The 21410-nt window shown below is 40.5% G+C and carries 15 protein-coding genes and 2 pseudogenes; 13 read left to right on the top strand and 4 right to left on the bottom strand.

Translation table 11 applies throughout. The annotated features are described in order from the left end of the window. The first annotated feature begins 19 nt into the window (after positions 1-19). The 9 genes and pseudogenes from BM030_RS02870 to BM030_RS02825 all read left to right on the top strand — a co-directional run bounded on the left by BM030_RS02870 (position 20) and on the right by BM030_RS02825 (position 9400). Positions 20-1300 carry an efflux RND transporter periplasmic adaptor subunit gene (locus tag BM030_RS02870; RefSeq protein ID WP_090970818.1) on the top strand — a complete coding sequence of 427 codons (1281 nt, stop codon included), beginning with the start codon at positions 20-22 and terminating at the stop codon, positions 1298-1300. A gap of 12 nt (positions 1301-1312) precedes the next feature. After that, positions 1313-1735, top strand: a complete 423-nt coding sequence (locus tag BM030_RS02865) for a Fur family transcriptional regulator (RefSeq protein ID WP_090970816.1) — start codon at positions 1313-1315, stop codon at positions 1733-1735. A gap of 178 nt (positions 1736-1913) precedes the next feature. Further along, positions 1914-2501 (top strand): annotated as a pseudogene (locus BM030_RS02860) (transglutaminase-like domain-containing protein); the annotation flags it as partial. A gap of 5 nt (positions 2502-2506) precedes the next feature. Then, the gene (locus BM030_RS02855; protein ID WP_090970815.1) at positions 2507-4540 is read left to right on the top strand and encodes a heavy metal translocating P-type ATPase; all 2034 of its coding nucleotides are present in this window, start codon (positions 2507-2509) and stop codon (positions 4538-4540) included. 389 nt (positions 4541-4929) lie between these two features. Then, positions 4930-5756 (top strand): annotated as a pseudogene (locus tag BM030_RS02850) (RteC domain-containing protein). A 68-nt stretch (positions 5757-5824) separates the two neighbouring features. Next, positions 5825-6607: an AraC family transcriptional regulator gene (locus BM030_RS02845; RefSeq protein ID WP_090970813.1), complete on the top strand. Its 783-nt coding sequence runs from the start codon at positions 5825-5827 to the stop codon at positions 6605-6607. Positions 6608-7058: 451 nt separating this feature from the next. After that, complete coding sequence (locus BM030_RS02835; protein ID WP_090970809.1) at positions 7059-7913, top strand: SDR family oxidoreductase; 855 nt, start codon at positions 7059-7061, stop codon at positions 7911-7913. Positions 7914-7915: 2 nt separating this feature from the next. After that, positions 7916-8548 (top strand): ASCH domain-containing protein, encoded by a 633-nt coding sequence (locus tag BM030_RS02830; RefSeq protein ID WP_090970807.1) that lies wholly within the window; start codon positions 7916-7918, stop codon positions 8546-8548. A 24-nt stretch (positions 8549-8572) separates the two neighbouring features. Continuing rightward, positions 8573-9400 carry an RteC domain-containing protein gene (locus BM030_RS02825; RefSeq protein ID WP_090970805.1) on the top strand — a complete coding sequence of 276 codons (828 nt, stop codon included), beginning with the start codon at positions 8573-8575 and terminating at the stop codon, positions 9398-9400. 162 nt (positions 9401-9562) lie between these two features. Here BM030_RS02825 and BM030_RS02820 read toward each other — a convergent pair whose 3' ends face one another. From BM030_RS02820 to BM030_RS02805, 4 genes are all read right to left on the bottom strand, one after another. Then, the gene (locus tag BM030_RS02820) at positions 9563-11647 is read right to left on the bottom strand and encodes a type IA DNA topoisomerase (protein WP_090970802.1); all 2085 of its coding nucleotides are present in this window, start codon (positions 11645-11647) and stop codon (positions 9563-9565) included. Between the two features lie 103 nt (positions 11648-11750). Further along, positions 11751-13172, bottom strand: a complete 1422-nt coding sequence (locus BM030_RS02815) for a DUF3945 domain-containing protein (protein ID WP_090970800.1) — start codon at positions 13170-13172, stop codon at positions 11751-11753. 60 nt (positions 13173-13232) lie between these two features. After that, complete coding sequence (locus BM030_RS02810; RefSeq protein ID WP_090971042.1) at positions 13233-13568, bottom strand: helix-turn-helix domain-containing protein; 336 nt, start codon at positions 13566-13568, stop codon at positions 13233-13235. Positions 13569-13830: 262 nt separating this feature from the next. Next, on the bottom strand, positions 13831-14679 hold the full coding sequence (locus BM030_RS02805; protein ID WP_090970797.1) for an RteC domain-containing protein: 849 nt from the start codon (positions 14677-14679) through the stop codon (positions 13831-13833). A 238-nt stretch (positions 14680-14917) separates the two neighbouring features. Here BM030_RS02805 and BM030_RS02800 point away from each other — a divergent pair, with 238 nt between their 5' ends. The 4 genes from BM030_RS02800 to fusA all read left to right on the top strand — a co-directional run bounded on the left by BM030_RS02800 (position 14918) and on the right by fusA (position 21408). Continuing rightward, a complete protein-coding gene (locus BM030_RS02800; RefSeq protein WP_090970795.1) occupies positions 14918-18007 on the top strand; it encodes a metallophosphoesterase in 3090 nt (1029 codons plus the stop codon). Between the two features lie 300 nt (positions 18008-18307). Beyond that, positions 18308-18715: a 30S ribosomal protein S12 gene (rpsL, locus tag BM030_RS02795; protein WP_090970794.1), complete on the top strand. Its 408-nt coding sequence runs from the start codon at positions 18308-18310 to the stop codon at positions 18713-18715. Between the two features lie 18 nt (positions 18716-18733). Beyond that, positions 18734-19201, top strand: coding sequence for a 30S ribosomal protein S7 (rpsG, locus tag BM030_RS02790; protein WP_090970792.1), 468 nt, complete (start codon positions 18734-18736; stop codon positions 19199-19201). 92 nt (positions 19202-19293) lie between these two features. Further along, positions 19294-21408 carry an elongation factor G gene (gene fusA / locus BM030_RS02785; protein ID WP_090970790.1) on the top strand — a complete coding sequence of 705 codons (2115 nt, stop codon included), beginning with the start codon at positions 19294-19296 and terminating at the stop codon, positions 21406-21408. The last annotated feature ends 2 nt before the right edge of the window (positions 21409-21410 follow it).

Raw genomic sequence — 21410 nt, 5'->3', positions numbered from 1 at the left:
AAAATCAAAATATATACATATGAAACGTATCATAAATAATATAGTTTTCAGCGTTTTTGTCCTCGTAGCAATCTTTGCTTTGAACGCTTGTACAAATAAACATACGGAGGGCGACGGACATAATCACGGTACAGAAGCAGCAACAACGGACGAACACGAAGAAGAAAATGTTGCCGTGCTGACCGATGAGCAGATGAAAGCCGTAGGTGTTGAAATCGGTTCAATTGAACAGAAGCAATTATCCAAAACATTGAAAGCCAACGGAGCATTAAGAGTTCCCAACAGCAACAAGGCGAATGCAACCTCGTTGTTTGGTGGTGTTATCAAATCCCTCAATGTGGAGATAGGCGACTTCGTAAGGAAAGGTCAGGTCATCGCTACTATTTCCAATCCGCAATTCATACAGTTGCAGGAAGAATACCTGAGCATCAATAGCCGGATAGAATTTGCCGAACAGGAACTTGTAAGACAAAGAGAGCTGAACGAGGGAAATGTCGGAGCAAAGAAAAACCTACAAAGTGCCACTACTGAACTAAACACGTTGAGAACACGAAAAGCATCGTTACAACAACAAATACAAATGATGGGGATTAATCCGGCTTCCTTGTCAAATGCGAGCCTTAAATCGTCATTGGTCGTTACAAGTCCGATAAGCGGTACGATAAGTGACGTTTTTGCCAAAATTGGAAGTTATGTAGATGTGTCTTCGCCTATTGCTGAAATAATAGAAAACACAGCCCTACACTTGGATTTACAGGTTTATGAAAAGGACATTCCTTTAATCAAAATAGGTCAGAAAATAGATTTTGTCGTAACCAACAATCCCAATAAGACCTATTCTGCCGAAGTGTACAGCATCGGTTCGTCTTTCAGCGGAGAGGGTAAAACCATTGCTGTTCACAGTAGAATTACGGGAGATAAAACAGGGTTGATTGACGGAATGAATATAACCGGAATGGTAAGTTTAGATGATGTGCTAAGTACGGCTGTACCCAACGATGCTATTGTCAATGCTGACGGGAAATATTACATCTTTTTGGTCAAGGAGCAGGAAGAAGAACCCCACGAGCATAAAGAGGGAGAAGCTCACGACCACGATGAAGAGGACGCTCACGACCACGGTTCTGAAAAGGGAACTCGATTTGTAAGAGTGGAAGTCGTTAAAGGTGCTTCTGAATTAGGCTATACGGCAATTACACCTGTAAGCGAAATTCCTCACGGAACGCATATCGTGGTAAAAGGTGCATTTTTTGTGAATGCAAAAATGGATGATTCGGGAGAACACGCCCACGCTCACTAAAAACATTGGATAATGAAAAAGAACATTGAACAAAAGCTGTTGTCAAAGAACACCAATCCGACCAGTATGCGGATATTGGTGTATGATTTCTTGGAGCAACAGCAGACAGCGATGTCCTTATCTGAAATCGAAAGCCATTTTTATAAAGCAGACAGGGTTACGATTTACAGGACTTTGAAAACTTTTGAGGGAAAAGGCATTGTACACAGTATTCAGGAGAACACTACGGTTAAGTATATTTTGTGCCACGATGGGTGTGATGAAGAAACGCACAAGGATTGGCACTTACATTTCTATTGTAAAATCTGTAAACAGACAACCTGTAAGGAGGATTTTATAATACCGCAGAATGGAAGTCAAAATTACCGTATTGACGAAATAAAATTATTTGGTAAAGGTATTTGTGAGAACTGTTTAAAGGAGAGTTTGCAATAGCATTGCAGGCTCTCCCTGTGTACCTTTGTTATAAATATAAATGTGTTATGGACAACTATCTTAAAGAAACAAAAATCCTTGACTACTCAAACGTTTCTATACAAGAGCTATTGGAACAAAGAGGGTGGAAAGATTTGGACACTGTTTCAAGAGTTAAAGCCATTTACAATTTTTCAGGGATGAAATAAAATTTGGCTACAATGTTTCGGACGATATACCTGCATCAGAAATTCTGAAAGACGGTTACGGACAGTGCAATACCAAAGCAACTTTGCTAATGGCGTTATTAAGAGCAACGGCAATACCTAACCGTATTCACGGCTTTACCATTGACAAAGCCTTGCAAAAAGGAGCTATTACAGGTATTTGGTATAAACTTTCGCCTCAAAACATCTTACATAGCTGGATAGAAGTATGGGTAAATGAGCAGTGGTATTTTTTAGAGGGTGTGATTTTAGATAAATCATACTTAACCAAATTACAGAAAGAAAACAGCGATTGCAAAACCACTTTCTGTGGTTTCGGGGTTTATACCGATAATTTTGAGAACCCGCCGATTGAATGGAACCTCAACAATACGTTTATTCAGGATAAAGGCATCAATCAGGACTTTGGCGTTTTTGATACACCCGATGAATTTTATTCTAAGCATCAGCAAAAGCTAAATGCGTTTAAGCGATTTGCTTTTCAGCATATCGTGAGGCATATAATGAATAATAACGTGGAAAGAATAAGAAATAAAAGTGTAACGAACCTAAAAAATTAAAGGCTATGATAAATACAGACAAAAATCACAAGCATACTTATGATGCACAAGGCAAAATGACTTGTTGCACACAGGAAGAAAAAATTTACACCCGAGCCGGTGCAAAAGAGCTGGTAAATGAAAAGCATCAACACGACCACAGCGATGATGACGGACACGACCACAGCCATAGTGATAGTAGTCCAATTCAACTATTTTTGCCGAGTATAATATCATTGATATTGTTGCTTGTTGCCATAGCATTTGATAATTGGCTTCCACAGCAATGGTTTACGGGTTGGGTAAGGATTATCTGGTATATAGTTGCGTATGCTCCCGTTGGGTTTCCCGTATTGACAGATGCCGTGAAAAGCATCAGAAAAGGGGAAATCTTTTCAGAGTTCTTTTTAATGGGCATTGCCACTATCGGGGCATTTACCATTGGCGAATACCCAGAGGGTGTTGCCGTGATGTTATTCTATGCTGTTGGAGAAGTTTTTCAGACAATGGCTATTTCGAGGGCAAAAGCAAACATCAAATCATTGCTTGACCAAAGACCTGATGAGGTAACGGTTTTAAGAAACAATCAGCCGGAAACCGTAAAGGCTGAAACTGTAGACATCGGCGAAATCATACAATTGAAACCGGGAGAAAAATTAGGTTTGGACGGAGAATTATTGTCTGAAACGGCATCGTTCAACACCGCAGCACTCACAGGCGAAAGCAAACCTGACACCAAAGCCAAAGGCGAAACAGTTTTGGCAGGTATGATAAACCTTAATACCGTTGCACAGGTGCAGGTCACAACCGCATATACGGATAGCAAGTTGAGTAAAATTTTGGAATTGGTACAAAATGCCACTTCGCAGAAAGCACCAACGGAATTATTTATCCGCAAGTTTGCAAAAATATACACGCCTATTGTCGTGTTTTTAGCCATAGCCATTTGTTTAGTGCCTTACTTTTTCGTAGCTGATTATGAATTTAAGGATTGGTTATACAGAGCTTTGGTATTCTTAGTTATTTCTTGTCCTTGTGCCTTAGTGATAAGTATTCCATTGGGTTATTTCGGGGGCATTGGAGCAGCGAGCAGAAACGGAATACTGTTTAAAGGAAGCAACTTTTTAGATGCCCTTTCCAATATGCAAAATGTGGTAATGGATAAAACCGGTACAATGACAGAGGGCGTTTTCAAGGTTCAGGAAGTGGTATTTGACAAAGCATTCAATCAAGACGAAATCCTGCAATTGGTCAATGTTTTGGAAAGCCACAGTACCCACCCCGTAGCAACCGCTATTCACGAGTACGTCGGCAAACCGGATAATACAATCCGCTTGGAAAATACGGAGGAAATCGCAGGACACGGACTGAAATCAACCGTAAATGGCAAGGATTTATTGGTAGGGAATTTCAAGCTGATGAACAAGTTCGGAATACAATATGACTTAGACCCGAACAGCATCGTTTATACTACTATCGCCGTTGCTTACGATAACAGATTTGTCGGTTACATCACGATTGCCGACAGCATTAAAGAAGATGCACAGAAAACCATAACCTTATTGCATAAGCTCAATGTTAAAGCAACTATGCTTAGCGGAGATAAAAGTACAGTGGTAAAATATGTAGCAGAACAGTTGGGCATAGATAATGCTTTCGGGGATTTATTGCCCGAAGATAAAGTGAACAGGGTTAAAGAAATCAAAGCCAAAGGCGAAAGTGTTGCTTTCGTCGGCGACGGCGTGAACGATGCTCCCGTTGTGGCATTGAGCGACGTAGGTATTGCAATGGGCGGTTTGGGGAGCGATGCCACTATTGAAACGGCGGATGTGGTCATACAAGACGATAAGCCAAGTAAAATTCCTGTGGCAATCAACATCGGGAAACAGACAAAGAAAATAGTTTGGCAAAATATCACATTGGCATTTGTTGTAAAAGGTATTGTATTAGTGCTTGGTGCAGGTGGATTGGCTACAATGTGGGAAGCTGTTTTTGCTGATGTGGGTGTAGCATTATTGGCTATCCTAAACGCTGTACGAATACAGCGGATGAAATTTTAAAGGACTTCAATTTATGAGTTTTGAAAAAGAAACGGAAAATACGTAATTAGAAATATATCCCCCAATCGGCATATTTTCAGAAAGGAAAAACCTATAAAAAATTAGTTATCCAATATTATTAACTGGATATCAAAATTTTTCCTTTCTGCAATATTGATATTGATAATTTTTATTGTTGCCCATCATATTTATCAGCATTATTCAGGCGAAGTTCCTCAACATCAGCACAGACACGAGCATCATCATTCAAATAGGCAGATAAGGGAAGATGTTTTTGATGAGATAGGTACGGACATTTTATAATTATAAATGAATATCAAACGATGAAAGAAAAATAATAGGTGATAATTTAATGTTCATAGTATGCTTAAACATTTCAAAATAATCGAATGAATAAATTTTACAACGAAACATTACATAGGTTAGAAACGACAATCAACGAATTGGAGATTGACACCGATTGTTCTGTACAGCAGATAGAAGCAGTCGTACACCTAATTGTAGAAAGTCTGTCCGTTGTAAAGAAATATGTCTCAAAAAAAGGATTTAAGAACACAGACGAAGAAATCCGCTTTTTCAAATATCAGAAACCCGCCATTGTAGCGAAACTCATTTACTACAATGCCATTTATAAAATCGAGACAAAAAAGCCCTACGGAGCAAAGCGCATAAGAAAGTACCTCAACAAAGAACTGAAAAAGCTAAAAAGGTTCTTTGACAATAACCTCGATTTTTACAAGTATTACCGTAGCAATAACTCGTTCCTTGACGAGAAAATGTTTTTAAGAGGCAACCACGATATAAAGTTGTGGTTGGACACTTATTATTTCCAGTCTGACCCGTCCTTTTCCACTTCGCATGATTATAAGGTCGCCAAGATAATAGCAAATGATTTGATACAGGTCTACATCGAAGACCAGTTATATAACAAATTCAAAAAAATAAATCGAAAGCCCAAAAGAAGCTGAAATGGACAGGTAGCAAAGTAGCATTGATAGAACTGATTTATGCCCTGCATTATCAAAACGTGTTTGACAACGGGAACAATGATATAAGGGAAGTAGCCCAATATTTTGAAAGCACATTTGATATTGATTTGGGCAATTTTTATCAGACTTATTTGGAGTTGAGAAACCGAAAGATGAACCGTACTAAATTCCTTGATGCGCTTCGGGAAGAACTTATGCGGAGAATGGATGAGCAGGATGAAAAGTGACCCCGATTTACAGCATTTGACTTGCTTATAAAAAATTCTTATTTTGATAGTCTAAAAAAAGGTACATAATGTATTATCAAAAAATTATTCCAATAAAGCCTTTGCAGGGCTACATCCGGTACTTTTGGATATTGGAAGATTTTGGCGATAAAACTTTCAAAATTATACCAGACGGGTTATCGGGGCTTATATTTCAAGAAGAAGTAAACCTCTTTCTGGATAACAAACAACAGGTCTTACCGCAAATGTTTTTGTATGGGCAAACAACTTATCATAGCGAACAGAAAGCAATAGGAAATTTTAGGAATATTGGTGTGTATCTGCAACCAACAGTACTAAAAACCATTTTCAATATTGATGCATTTGAGCTGACCATTCAACACATTTCAATAGACTGCCTTACCACCGACCCCATTCTTGAGCAACTTGTCAATGCGACTTCGGCACATGATAAAATTGAAATTATCTCACGCTTTTTTCTGAAACGCATACAGCAGGTGGAACATCATGCCAAGAAAGCAGATTTTGCGACTATGCTTTTGCAAAATGGAAAGACACTGAAAGACATTCAAACGGAAATGAATTTGTCCGAGCGTTCTTTGGAAAGATTGGTAAAACAATATGTCGGAATATCCCCAAAGGCATTTTCAAGGATTGTCCGTTTTCAATCGGGTTTACACGCATTACGTCAAAATGATTTCCACAACCTTACGGACTTAGCCTACCAAAACGATTATTTCGACCAATCACACTACATTAGAGAGTTCAAGGCATTTACAGGAATGAACCCCAAACAGTTTATTCAGCAGACCAATGAACACGTAGAGAACTTTCCCGAATGGAAAATATAACCCCTGTCGGTTTTATCCAATTTTGAAATTTCAAGTCAAGATAATTTTGTTCCATCACAAAAATTAAAAATGATGAACAACGTAATTACTTGGTTTGAACTGCCTGTCAACAATTTTGACAGAGCAAAAAAATTCTATGAGAATGTATTTGAAATCTCATTGACACAAATGGAAATTGAGGGTTTTAAATCCTTGACTTTTCCATTTGACGGGAGCAATGTCTCCGGCTCATTGGTGCAAAATCAAGGCAATTAACCCAATCAGTCCGCAATTCTATATTTTAATGCAGGTAAAAAATTAAGCCCTGCCCTTGAAAGAGTGAAAGCAAACAACGGTAAAATTGTATTGGAAACAATGCCGATAAAATCGGGCTTTATTGCCCACATTTTGGATAGCGAGGGTAATCGGGTTGCTTTGTTTGCATTGGAAGCCTAAAAGGAAAAGTAAAGTTATGATAGCCATTACAGGAGCAAACGGCAATTTAGGCAAAGCGACCATTCGATTTTTGTTACAGAAAGTCGCACCAACCGATATTGTTGCCATTGTCAGAAACCCCGAAAAGATAAATGAATTCAAGGAAAAGGGCGTAACTGTTAGACAAGCGGATTACAACGATTACAATACACTTAAACAAGTTTTTAAAGGTGTGGAAACGGTATTGCAAATATCTACTATCGGAGTGGATATAGAAACAGCCAAACAGCAGGAAAGGAATGTTGTAAATGCAATCGTGGAAAACAACGTAAAACATATTGTTTATACCAGTATGGTGCAAGCCCGACCGAACACCGTTTTTCAAGGAACACAAACGCAATACTATACGGAAGAACTCATAAGGAAGTCAAACATCCCGTACACGTTTTTCAGAAATAGTATGTATATGGAAGCCATACCAGAACTGATTGGAAACGCCTTACAAACGAACGAAATCCGTTATCCATCGGGAAGCGGAAAAGTAAGTTTTGTATCACGGGTAGACATAGCAGAAGCCATTGCAAACGTATTAACGGGAAATACACATGGAAATCAGACCCATGAAATAACAGGTAACACAGCATATTCTTTTGATGAATTGGCACGGGTGATAAGTACAGAAAAAAGTATAATCATAAACCATGCAGATATTTCAGATGAAGTTTTCAGAGAAGAACTGATTAGCTATCAAATGCCTGTCGAGGTCGTGGATTTATTGGTTAGTATGGCGAACGGGATTAAGGTAGGCGAATTTTCCCATGTGGACAGTACACTTGAAAAATTGCTTGGTAGAAAGTCACTTGATTTGAACGAGTATGTAAAAGAATTATAATTATGCTATTTAGGGGAGCACACCTGCAAGGTATTAAATCGGGAGAAATCACTATGGCATTTCGCAAGTGGCAAAAGGTTTCCGTTAAAAGCGGAAGCCTTTTGCATACGTCTGTTGGCTTGCTCGAAATCGGCAAGATTGAAGCTGTAAACGAAAATGATATAACCGACAAAGATGCAGTACAGGCAGGTTTTGTGGACAAAAAGCAGTTGCTAAAATCATTTAACCACAACAGCACAGGAACGATTTTTAAAATATCCGTTCGTTATCATGCCGAAGACCCACGAATTAAATTGAGGGAACAAACAGGATTGTCTGAACAGCAATTCGAGGACTTGAAAGATAGGTTAGAGCGTTTAGACCGTTACAGTAAGCAGGGGTATTGGACTCAAAAAGTCTTGCTCACCATAAAGAATAATCCCAATCTGCACGCCATAGGTGTTGCAGAATTGACAGGTTTTGAAAAAGAGTGGCTGAAGCTGAATATCCGAAAACTGAAAAATTTGGGCTTAACGATAAGTCATAATATTGGCTATGAAATATCTCCGTTGGGAAGCGAATATTTAAGCAAACTATTCAATATCCAATCTTTATCAAAGGGTCAGCCTACTAAAAAAAGACGATTTAAACTTTGAGATAGGTGTATTCAAGATAACGGGATGGATAAATTCTACGATGAAATATTACAAAAACTGGAAACGGAAATCAACGAATTGGAGATTGAAGTCGATTGCCCTTTAAAACGGACAGAAGTCGTTATCCATCTTGTTGTGGAATGTCTATCCGAATTAAAGGAATATGTGTTAAAGACAGCGTTCAAAAATGTAAATGAGGAAATTCGCTTTTTCAAATATCAAAAGCCCACGATTGTTGCAAAACTCATTTATTACAATACCATATATAAAATCGAAACAAGGAAACCTTATGGGGAGAAACCCATAAGGAAATACCTCAATAGCGAGTTGCGAAAACTCAAAATGCACTTTGACAATAATCTCGATTTTTACAAATACTACCGCACTAACAATTCCTATTTGGACGAAAAGTTGTTTGTTAGAAACAAGCATGATATTAAGCTGTGTTTGGACACCTATTATTTTCAATCAGACCGTAACTTTACTACTTCCCATAATTACAAGGTCGCCGAGATTATTGCAAACGATTTGATACAGGTCTACATTGAAGACCAGTTGTACAACAAAGAAAAAAAGGGTAAAACAAAAGCCATTAAGAAGCTGAACTGGACAGGTAGCAAAGTGGCAATGATAGAACTGATTTATGCCCTGCATTATCAAGGTGTCTTTGATAATGGGAACGCCGATATAAGGCTAATAGCAAAATACTTTGAAGATGCGTTTAATGTCAATTTGGGCAACTTCTACCAAACCTATTTGGAATTGAGAACCCGAAAGATGAACCCGACAAAATTCCTTGATGCACTTCGAGAAACACTTATCAAAAAAATGGACGAGCAGGACGAAAAGTAAGATTTGGGCGTGCCACCGTCTGCATTTTGCCACCATGTCCAGGCTATCGGAAAAAATGCAGACGGGTCGGGCTATCCGCTATATCTTTTGCGGATCTGCGAGGACCGCAAAAGGATGTCGCTTCTATCCCTCACGCTGTATGCCGTCCAAAAAACAAAACATTTATTTCCTTTTTGGTTTCCTGTTATCAAACTCAAAGGAGGTTTCGGCTTTATCGTTCATGACGATATAGGCATTGAATTTATTGCCCGAATTGCTTTTCATGCCTTTGATAAGGTTGGTCTTTCCTTTGGTCAAAAGACTTTCTATATCGGCAACGCTTAACGGCACTCCGCAAACAATACGGAATTGAAGCCAACCACAAGCCTCATCGGGGCATTTTACAACCTTGTTCCAAATCAATAGCTGACGGCTCTTGCATTTGGGGCAGTTCAGTTCGGGTTGCTTTTCATCGGCAATGCCCGTGTCCAAAAGTTCCCATGTAATGGAAGTGGCATAGGCTTCCATTTCACGCTGAAAAGCACCTGCGTCCACTTCGTTGTTTTCGATTTTCTGCAATGCCATTTCCCATTCGGCGGTCATGGCTACATCGGCAATCTTTTTGTCCTTTACTGCCCCATAAACCTGCAATCCCTTATGGGTAGGGATAAGGGATTTCTTTTCACGCCTAATGTAATCCCTCTTAAAAAGCGTTTCGATTATAGAGGCTCTTGTGGCAGGTGTACCGATACCGATGTCTTTTAGGGCTTTCCGTTCGTCCTCGTTGTCAATTTCCTTTCCGGCATTTTCCATTGCGGACAACAGACCTGCCTCGGTGTAAAGCACGGGCGGTTTGGTTTTCTTTTCCAGTACGGATGCCCCTTTGATTTTCAGCTCATCGCCGACCTTTAATTCCGGCAGTTCCTGCACAGGCTCGCTGTCCTCATCTAAAAATTTTTCTTTGATGCCACGCCAGCCGGCTTCGAGGATTTTACACCCTTTCAATGTGAAGTCATAGTGCAGAGCCTGCAATCCGATGTCGGTTATTTCTTTGGTGCAGGCAGATGAAAGGGCTTCCAGTAGGCGGTGTGCAATCATATCATATATGACGTTTTCGTGTGCTGACAGTTCGGACGGGATTTTTTCGGTAATCAGCAGACCGTGGTGGTCTGTGACCTTTACGTCATTCACGATGCGTTTGTTGAAGCGCCCCCATTTCACTTTTCCGACCGCTTTTTTACAGGATGCCCGTGCTTCCAAATTTCTTACCAGTGCAGGGATTTCCGACCACATATCTTCGGGGATGTACTTGCTCCCTGTACGGGGGTAGGTGATAAATTTCTTTTCATACAGGCTTTGGGCAATGTTCAATGTTTCCTCGGCAGTGTAGGAAGCCCTTTTGTTTGCTTCTTTCTGCAATCCCGTAAGGTCGAACAGCAAAGGCGGTTGCTCCGAAACCGTTTTGGTTTCTACCGCCGTAACGGTTGCTATTCCGATACGGTGAATGGATTTCAGCGTATCGTCTGCGAGTTTTCTGTCATCCCATTTGGTCTTTGACAGGCTTTTAAAGTCTGTAAATTCCTTGCGGTGTTCCAACTGGATTTGAAAGTATTTCTTGACGGCAAAGTCTTTGTTTTCCAAATACCGCTTACAGATAAGGGCAAGCGTTGGTGTTTGTACTCTACCAAGCGAGTAAACGCCACGCCCTGCCGAAATGCTCAACGCCTGCGAGGCATTGATGCCCACAAGCCAATCGGCTTTGCTCCTTCCTTGTCCGGCTCTGTATAGCCCATCAAAATCGCTTCCGGCTTTTAGGTTGTCAAAACCCTGTTTAATTGCCTTTTCTGTGAGCGAGCTTATCCATAGACGTTCAAAGGGTTTACGGCATTTTAGGTATTCATAGATGTACCTAAAGATGAGTTCCCCCTCACGTCCGGCATCAGTAGCCACGATAATACTATCGCATCTACCGATGACCTGTTCGATAATCTTCAACTGTTTTAACGCCCCGTTATCGGGAACATAACTTTTGTCCTTTTTTATCTTCCGTACCGTAAGGATAAAAGGGTCGGGCAATATGGGCAGGGCTTCCCTTTGGAAGCCCGACACCCCGTAATCTTCGGGCATCGCCAGTCCGACCAAATGCCCCAATGCCCACGTAACCTTATAGCCGTTCCCTGCGAGGTAGCCATCCCGTTTTTCGGTCGCGCCCAATAGGGTAGCTATTTCCCTCGCCACACTTGGCTTTTCTGCAATGATTGCTTTCATAATACTATCTCATTTGAATGGTTGAATGTTAGATTTCTCTTTGAGAAACCCCTCCGTTTTCTGTGAGAGGGGATTTCCAAAGAGAAATGTTTTTTTAATGGTGTTATCTCCTTACCCCTTTGGATTTAGCCGGACGGTTGTGTTCATTCTGCCGTTGCTGTTGTGTTTGATTTTTCGGCTTTTGTTGCTCCGGTTTCAGAGGCTCGTTGATGTTCTTGGTAGCCTCGTTGGTTTTCCCGTTGGAGTTTACGGCAACCTGTGTTTTGTGCGCCTCGGTAGGCTGTGCCTTATTTTTCAACGCATTGGGGTTTTTAAAGCTGAAATCACAATTTCCCGTCTCTTTGTTAAGCGTGACATATCCTTTATACGGGTTTCCTTTTCCATCCTTGAAATCCGAAACGTAAATCGTCTTGCCCTCGGTGAGTTGCTTGTATTGTTCATCGGAGAACGTTTTGCCACGGTAGTATTTCGGGTCGTTTTCCTGTGTCTGTTTGGGGGCTTTATCACCAAAGAGAAACTCCGTATATTTTTTGTCGGCGTTGAACTGCACATGGGCATTTTTGTTCGTACTGTTCTTAAAATCCAACCCCTCTAAATAAATGGCTTTCCCATCTTTCAAATCCTGTTTCTGTTCCTCGCTTAGCTTTACGCCCTTAATCTCATCGGGTACTTTTATCCTGTCCTGCCGGAATGCGATAACCTCATTCGTTAGGTGGTCGATACTGATAATGGACGGTATCTTTTCGCCTGTCTTGCGGTTGGTCAATTCCACCATACGCCCCATGTTTCCGGTTTTGAGCAGGTTTTCCCTGTCCTCTTTGGTAAACTCGTGACCAAAGAAAGGGGCTTTGAGGTTGGGTTCGTGGCGTACACCATACATCATAAGTACAGGTTTTCCGTCTTCACCGTCTTGGAAACCGAGCCTTGCATCCGAGCGCATGATAACCGCACCGAAATTGACACTTGTGGGATATACCTTATTGGTCTTATAGCCCTTTAACAGCAAATCCAACTGACCGTCTTTTTCAAGCCGCTCTTTGTTTATCCCAAATTGCGCTAAATAATTCCAGTCCACATCTTCCGCCTTATAGCGGTATTCGCTTTTTTCCGGTGCTTGTGGCGCTTGCACATCCTTTTTGGTTTCCTGTTGTTGCTCTTTTGGCTCTTTGACCTCATGCTTTGCCATAACAGCCTCGCCCTCTTTGGTGGGGGCATCGACCTGTTTCTGCATTTCTTTGGCGGTTTCTACCGCTTCCTTTGCAGGTACTTTGAAAAATGAGAAATGGGTCGGGTCTTTAAGCTGTCGCCAAAAGTTGGAGAAGAAATTTGTAAACAAATCTCCGGCTCTGTCCACTCGCATAAATTGGCTTTGGTTTTTCTTGGTGGCATCAACGGTTTTCAGATTGCCGTTTTCGTCAACACCCGTGACGGCTTGGATTTTCTTTTTCTCCTTATCCATCACCAACAGCACATCCGAAAGCTGTTCGGGATATTGCTGTGGATTTTCATTTGTCTGTTCGCTCATGATATTGATTATTTAAAATTTACATTCTCCGAAAGTAATCCGTGTAGATACCCAGCCTGTTTACCCGTCCTTGGACGGCGGTGTTTGTCTGGGATTTTCTTTGGTACGCCTTATGGGGGCTTTGAAACTTTCCCGAATGAACTGGTGCACATCCGATAGTTTGTAGTAGAGCTTTCCACTGATGGTGTAATACGGCAGCTTGCCCGTGGAGCGGTATCGTTGCAGGGAACGGTGGCTGATTTTCAGCATGAGGAGCAGGTCTTGGTTGTCCAATAATTCCTCGCCGTCTATGCTCTGCCGTTCTTTCTTGATGTTTAGGACGTACTCTTTCAGGATATCAAAACGCTCCATGATACGTTCCATCCATGCGATAAATTCCATTCTGTCGATGTTCATAACAATACTTTTAATGATTTCTAACACCCCAAAATTGGAGTGATTGGCGGAGGCTGTCGTCCGATACGTGTCTATCAAAAAGGCACTTTTTTCATTTTTTACAATTGGAGCAAAGTGCTGTTTTATAGGGCTTTTCACACCTTTTGTCAATCGGTCGGATTCCAATTCAATGGATTTGCCGATAGACACACATAGGCAAATGGGCAAAAAAAGGACAGCACCGGGTGATGCTGTCCTTATTGATTGTAAGAGAGCACAAATACTATAGGTTGTCTTCCCTGTCCATATATTCCTCTAAGCTGTATTTGAGTTGGTCTAAAAACAACGTCCGTGAGCCTGCACGGGTTTTCATCCGGTGGAAGCTGTTATGTATGTCATTAAGGGAGACACGGAACAGGATTTGGAAAACCATGCTGATTTTGCGAATGCCTATTTTCCCGTGTGAAATGGCATCGCAGGCGTAGAGTGCATAAATCAATTCGATAAGGGCATTTTTTGTCTGTGTCCAAAAGAAGTCCTTTGTATCCTCCTGTTGTAGCAGGACATCGGGGTTTTGTTCGGGGCTTAGTTTGGTTGTCAGATAATTATAGACTAATTCGTTGGCGATGATTTTCGCAACCTTGTAATCAAAATAGGTCGAAAACTTGGTGTCGATTTCAAACACGAAGCTGTTCAGCCCGTCATAGCAGTTGATTTTTCCAAGCGTAAAATACTGTTCGTCTCGGTCGGTTCTGCCAGAGCGGTAGTAGCGGTAGAAGTCGGAATTGCAGACATGCTCCGTGTATTCTTTTTTGAGCTCCCGCAGGTGCATGGCAAAATAATTTTCATAGATATTTCCGTTGCTTGCGGGGCAGGCAGTTTCTATCCTGAATACTTTGTTGTAATAAATGAGTTTACCAAGAACGATAGGCTTTATCTGTTTAAAGAAAAGTATTTCGTCTTCGATTGTCTTGAAGCCCTCGTTTATTATATCTTCTTTGATATCTCCAAGTAGCTCTTTCAGATAGATTGTCATCCCGTAAGCCTCGTCCATAAAACCCGAAGCCTCGACGGACACTTTTCGCTCCTGTTTCTGTATGTCGGAGACTATTTTGTGTAATAGGTGTCTCATAATACTAAAGGTTTAAAATGAAGCCAATATGCCTTCGCAAAGTTTGCGATTAGTACCGAGCTTTTTTCATGAGACAGGACGAAGTTGGGAAAGATTTTGTTCAGAACGAGTGGCAGATAACAGATGGGGAAATCTAATACTCGAACAATTGGACGCCAAAGTATATTTATGTCATCAAAATTCGTAAATTGTGCCAACGTAAGAGTCAATTTCTAAGAATCAACCAGATAGATTATAAATGGTAAAAATAATACATGTTTCAGATTTTCATATGGAGAGCTTTCCTTTATCTTTTGAAAAGGAAAAATTATTAGAAGCTTTCTTTTTAGATTTGATAGACCAAATAAGTCCTGACGACGACAATATTGTCTTTATTATATCAGGGGATTTAATAGATAAGGGAGGGGCTGCTTTCAATGAGAATGACAATCCTTATGAGAGGTTTGAGGAAGTTTTTATCAATCAACTGATTACATTTTTCCCAAAGTTGAGCGGAAAAATATTTATTGTCCCCGGAAACCATGAAGTTGAACGTTCAAAAGTTGACATATACTCCCATAGAGGTATAATTGGTTCAATAAATTCATCAGATAGCTTAGACGGCTTTATTGAAAGCAATTATAAGAACAAAGTATCTTTAGCGAGATTAGTCAGGTACAAAGACTGGGAATACGACTTTTATCAAAAATACAATGATTTAGCATTAGAATATTCAAACTTCGAGTACTCTTTCTTACTGAACACACCTCAAAGAAATATCGGTATTTCATGTTTTAATAGCTCTTTCCTATGTTATGATGATAGTGATAAGGGTAATCTTTTATTGGGACGGAAACAAATAACAAATTCCTTGATGAAAATCGAGAACACGGAAATAAAAATTGCCGTAGTTCATCATCCTCTTGATTTTCTAAATGATTTTGACAAGAAAGATTGTAAGGCACTTCTCGGCAAATATTACGACATTCTTCTTGTAGGACATGTTCATGAAAATGATGCGGAGAATACCACGAATTTATACGGAAATCTGTACACATCTCAAGCCAGCTCCACCATAGGGGATTATATCGATTCACAAAGATTTGCAAATGGATATTCTATCATTGAATATAGAAAGAATGACAGAGTAACGACATACTTTAGAAAATACTTACCATTTCATAAGAAATTTGTTCCTAATGCAGATGTAGGGCATGCAGATGGCAAAGTCATATATAATCTTCCAAAGACAGAAGAAATACTTAAAAATGAAAAGACCTTTCAAATAATAAACCATTTAAAAGAGACGAAGGTTGAGCCATTAAATAACCATATTTTATTATCTAATAGCTACACTGATATTCCTTGTACCATTGAAAACCTATTTGTCGAACCTTCTATATCAAATTCATTGGGCGAAAGCGATGATGAAACTATATACAAGATTGACGACATAATTTCATCGAATAAGAACTTTCTTATCTTAGGTCAAAAGGAGTCTGGTAAAACAATTTTAATTGATAAGATTTTTATTGATGCTCTTAATAGTTTTCAAAAGTTACAAAAAATCCCCGTGCTGATTGACTATGCTGACTTGACTGACAATATTACGAAAATTGTTAGATTTAATTGCGGGGTATCGAGTTCAGATATTCAAAATTTCATAGAATCAAATAAGTTTATATTAATAGTAGATAATTTCAAACAAAACGGAGAAAGCAAATACCAGAACCTCTTAGAGGTAGTTGAGAAATTTAAAAACATACAAGTTGTTTTGACAGCAACTCAGGCGTTTGAAAACATAATTCCAGAGGAACTGTTGATAGAAAAGCTAACAAAAAATTTTGAATACGTTTTTATTCAAAATTTTAAAACCAAACATATCAAGGAATTAATAAAAAAGTGGTTTGCGAATAAACAAATAGACCTACAAGATAAAATGCAATCCTTAATAAAGAGTTTTACCGACTTCGGATTGCCTAAAAACCCACTATCTATTACACTATTTTTGTGGATATTTGAAAAACAAGAAAAGAAACCTATTAATAAGTCTGTGTTAGTAGAACTTTTCGTTGAGAACATCTTGGAAAAAACTAAAATTGAAAACATTTATAGTGATACTTTTGATTTCCATAACAAAAAGAGATTACTGGCATGCTTTGCGAAATATATGCATGATGAGGGGGATGCTAAGTCCAGTTATCGAGTAAAGTATAGCTCCGCCTGTTCGTTCTTTGAAAAATATATATCCAGCCGAGCGGAAATTCAACCAGTAAAAGTTCTTGAAGATTTTATTAACAGAGGTATTCTTTATTTGGACGATGAAAATAATCTCACGTTTAAATCTGCTTTTTATTTCCATTTCTTTTTAGCGTTAGCTTTTGACTATTTCAAAGATTTCAAAGATTTTGTCTTTACCGATGAGAACTATTTAAATTATATCGAAGAGATATCTTATTACACTGGTCTAAAAAGAGATGATGTCGATATTCTAAATTATATATCGAGAAAATTAATGCATAGTTACGATGCTATCAATCAAGACATAATCGAAAACTACGAAAAAGTAGACCATGTTTTAGAGCCTAAGAGTTCAAACCTGTTAGCATTTAAAATAGATGAGAAAAAGGTTAAGAAGATTGATGAAAAACAGTTAGAGGGTATTTTAGACAATAAGTTAGCAAGTAGCCCAACAATTAAAGAGGTAGAGGAAAAAAATGTAACGTTAGATTCTAAAAAGAATTTAGACCTCGTACTAAAATTATCATCTGTTGTTTTGAAAAACAGTGAAGATATAGATGATTATAAATTGAAGTATAATTTCTATAAGCAGGTTTTAGTCAGCTCTATTTCATTTCTTATGATATATAGAGACTCTCTTCTTTTTTATTATGAAAACAACAAGAAAGTTCCCGATAACTTTCCGAAAAACATTAGTTTTAATTTGTTTATAAAGGTTTTACCACTAATCCACCAAGTTGTATTGTATGAATGGATGGGAACACAAAAGATTAGACCAATTTTGAGTACAAAAATCAAAGATGACCTTTCAAATTCCAAAATAAGTGAGTTAGAAAAGTTCATATCGGTATTCATATATGCAGATATAAGAGGCACTAATTATCCGAAAGTAGTCGAGGAGTTTATAGAAAATTCAAAAAAGAAGTATATTAAAGACCTTTCATTCCTTAAAGTTCTATCGTATTACAAGTTAAGAAATAATGACCCTTACCTCGATAAAAAGTGGTTAGATGTACTCTCAAAAATAAAAGTGGATATGGGTGCAATCACAAAAAATAATAGAGGTAGTTATATTCAGCAATTGAAAACGAATAAAAATAAAAAATAATCATCTTTTAAGTTTTCCTACTTTCGTAAGAATTTGGTACTGTTTATGTTTATTGACCTTTTCCACGAATATATCAGATTGGTACGGACTGTCCTTTAATTGGTTTATTTTCCGTAAATCTTCCAAAAAAGAGTTCGAGTTTTGTATCTTTGGCTCCACCAATCAAAAGGCTCCACTCGGGGCCTTTTCCGTTTCCCGGCATCAGATTTTTCACCAAACCCCTTGATAATCAAAAATAATCTACCTACCTTTGCCGTCCTTAAATAAATATAGGATAAAAGCAAAAATTAAAAACTGTAAATGCCTACTATTCAACAATTAGTTAGAAAAGGTAGAGTAGCTCTGGAGGAAAAGAGTAAATCTCCAGCGTTGGACAGCTGTCCACAGCGAAGAGGCGTATGCACACGCGTGTATACCACTACCCCTAAAAAACCCAACTCAGCAATGCGTAAAGTGGCCCGTGTGCGCCTTACCAATGGCAAAGAGGTAAACGCATACATCCCCGGCGAAGGCCACAACCTGCAGGAACACTCCATCGTGTTGATTCGCGGCGGGCGGGTGAAAGACCTACCCGGTGTCCGTTACCACATCATCCGCGGGGCCCTGGATACCTCCGGTGTAGCTGGGCGTAACCAACGTCGTTCAAAATACGGAACCAAGCGTCCGAAACCGGGACAGGCAGCAGCTCCCACTAAAGGTAAAAAATAATTAAACGGAGGATAGAAGATGAGAAAGTCGAAGCCCAAGAAAAGAATCATTTTACCTGATCCGAAGTTTAATGATGTTCAGGTAACCCGTTTCGTAAACAACATGATGATTGATGGCAAGAAATCACTTGCCTATAATATATTTTACAAATCGATGGAATTGGTTGAAAAGAAAACCAATGAAAACGGTTTGGACACCTGGAAAAAAGCGCTGAACAACGTGATGCCTTCCGTTGAAGTCAAATCACGCCGCGTAGGCGGAGCCAACTTCCAGGTACCGACAGAGGTACGCCCGGAGCGCAAGATCTCCCTGGGCATGAAATGGTTAATCAGCTTTGCCCGCAAACGTGGCGAAAAGACCATGTATGAGAAGCTGGCCGCTGAAATCATTTCGGCATCTAAGGGTGAAGGCGCAGCGGTGAAGAAGAAAGAAGACACTCACCGGATGGCAGAGGCCAATAAAGCATTCTCTCATTTCAGGTTCTAAATTCAACAGCAGCCCATGAAATTACACCGATTTGAAGGAAATTTAACATCCGGGATAATCGGTGTGATTTTTTTATGACAACAAGATAAGACATGGCAAGAGACTTAAAATACACAAGAAATATCGGCATTGCTGCACACATTGATGCCGGTAAAACCACGACCACCGAGCGTATTCTTTATTACGCTGGTGTAAACCACAAAATCGGCGAAGTGCACGAAGGGGCGTCCACCATGGACTGGATGGTGCAAGAAGCAGAACGCGGCATCACCATTACCTCTGCGGCGACTACGGTGTTCTGGAACTACCGTGGCAACAAATACCACGTTAACATTATCGACACACCCGGCCACGTTGACTTCACAGTAGAAGTAAACCGTTCACTTCGCGTGTTGGACGGCTTGGTATTCCTATTTTCGGCTGTTGACGGTGTTGAACCGCAGTCGGAAACCAACTGGCGCTTGGCAGACAACTACAAAGTCTCCCGTATCGGCTTCGTTAATAAAATGGACCGTTCAGGCGCTGACTTCCTCAACGTAGTGAAGCAAGTGAAAGAGATGTTAGGTGCTGAGGCGGTGCCTCTGCAATTGCCCATCGGTTCGGAAGACAACTTCAAGGGAGTGGTAGATCTTATTAACAACCGCGGTATTGTCTGGAACGAGCATGATAAGGGAATGACCTATACTGAAGTGCCTATTCCGGATGACATGCAGGAAGATGTTACCCACTGGCGCGAAAAATTGCTGGAATCCGTAGCCAGCTACGATGAATCTTTAATGGAAAAATTCTTTGATGACCCGGATTCCATCACAGAGCGGGAAGTACTGGACGCCTTGCGTAAGGCTGTACTTGATAACTCGATTGTCCCCATGGTCTGTGGTTCGTCATTCAAAAACAAGGGCGTGCAGACCATGCTGGATCTGGTAATGGAACTGTTGCCCTCTCCGGTAGATCAAGAAGCCGTTAAAGGTACAGATCCGCGCACAGGCAACGAGATTGCACGCAAGCCAGACGCCAGCGAGCCATTTGCCGCATTGGCATTCAAAATTGCCACGGACCCGTTTGTCGGTCGGCTATGCTTCATCCGGGTATATTCCGGCAACCTGGAGGCTGGTTCATATGTATACAATAGCCGTTCAGACAACAAAGAACGGATTTCACGGATTTTCCAGATGCACGCCAATAAACAAAACCCCATTCCGAACATCGGTGCGGGTGATATTGGCGCCGTAGTAGGATTCAAAGACATCAAAACAGGCGATACCCTGTGCGATGAAAAACATCCTATCGTACTGGAATCCATGGTGTTTCCGGAGCCCGTGATCGGTTTGGCAATTGAACCCAAAACACAGGCCGACGTTGATAAACTGGGTATTGCCCTTGGCAAGCTTGCAGAGGAAGACCCGACCTTCCGCGTACAGACCGATGAAGAAACCGGACAAACGGTTATTTCAGGCATGGGAGAGTTACACCTGGATATCCTGATAGACCGCTTAAAGCGTGAATTCAAAGTCGAGGTTAACCAAGGTGCGCCACAGGTAGCATACAAAGAATCCATCACGGGTACTACGCAGCACCGCGAGGTATACAAGAAACAGACGGGCGGCCGCGGTAAGTTTGCCGACATCCAGGTGGTTATTTCCCCTGTTGATGCAGACTGGGATGCGGTTAAGTCGCCACTGCAGTTCGTTAATGAAATCGTGGGCGGTGCCATCCCGAAAGAATATATCCCTTCTGTACAGAAAGGATTTGAATCTGCCATGGTTAATGGTGTTTTGGCCGGATACCCGCTATCAAGCATGAAGGTTCGCCTGATAGATGGCTCCTTCCACCCGGTTGACTCAGACTCGCTGTCATTTGAAATTGCTGCCCGTACGGCCTTCCGTGAGGCGCTTCCTAAATGTAGGCCGGTATTGATGGAACCCATCATGAAAATTGAGGTACTCACGCCGGAAGAAAACATGGGTGATGTGATGGGCGACTTGAACCGTCGGCGTGGGCAGCTGCAAGGTATAGACAGCCGCGCCGGTTCACAGGTTATCAAAGCCATGGTACCGCTTTCCGAAATGTTTGGATATGTTACGCAACTGCGTACGATCACTTCCGGACGGGCTACATCTACCATGGAATTCGATCACTATGCCGAAGCGCCTAAAAATGTGCAGGACGAAGTGATTGCAAAGGCCAAAGGTAAAATAAACGTATAATC

This window comes from Parapedobacter composti, from assembly GCF_900112315.1.
Lineage (GTDB): Bacteria > Bacteroidota > Bacteroidia > Sphingobacteriales > Sphingobacteriaceae > Parapedobacter > Parapedobacter composti.
Note: the sequence above shows the minus strand (reverse complement) of the source record. Positions and strands in the feature narration are given on the sequence as shown.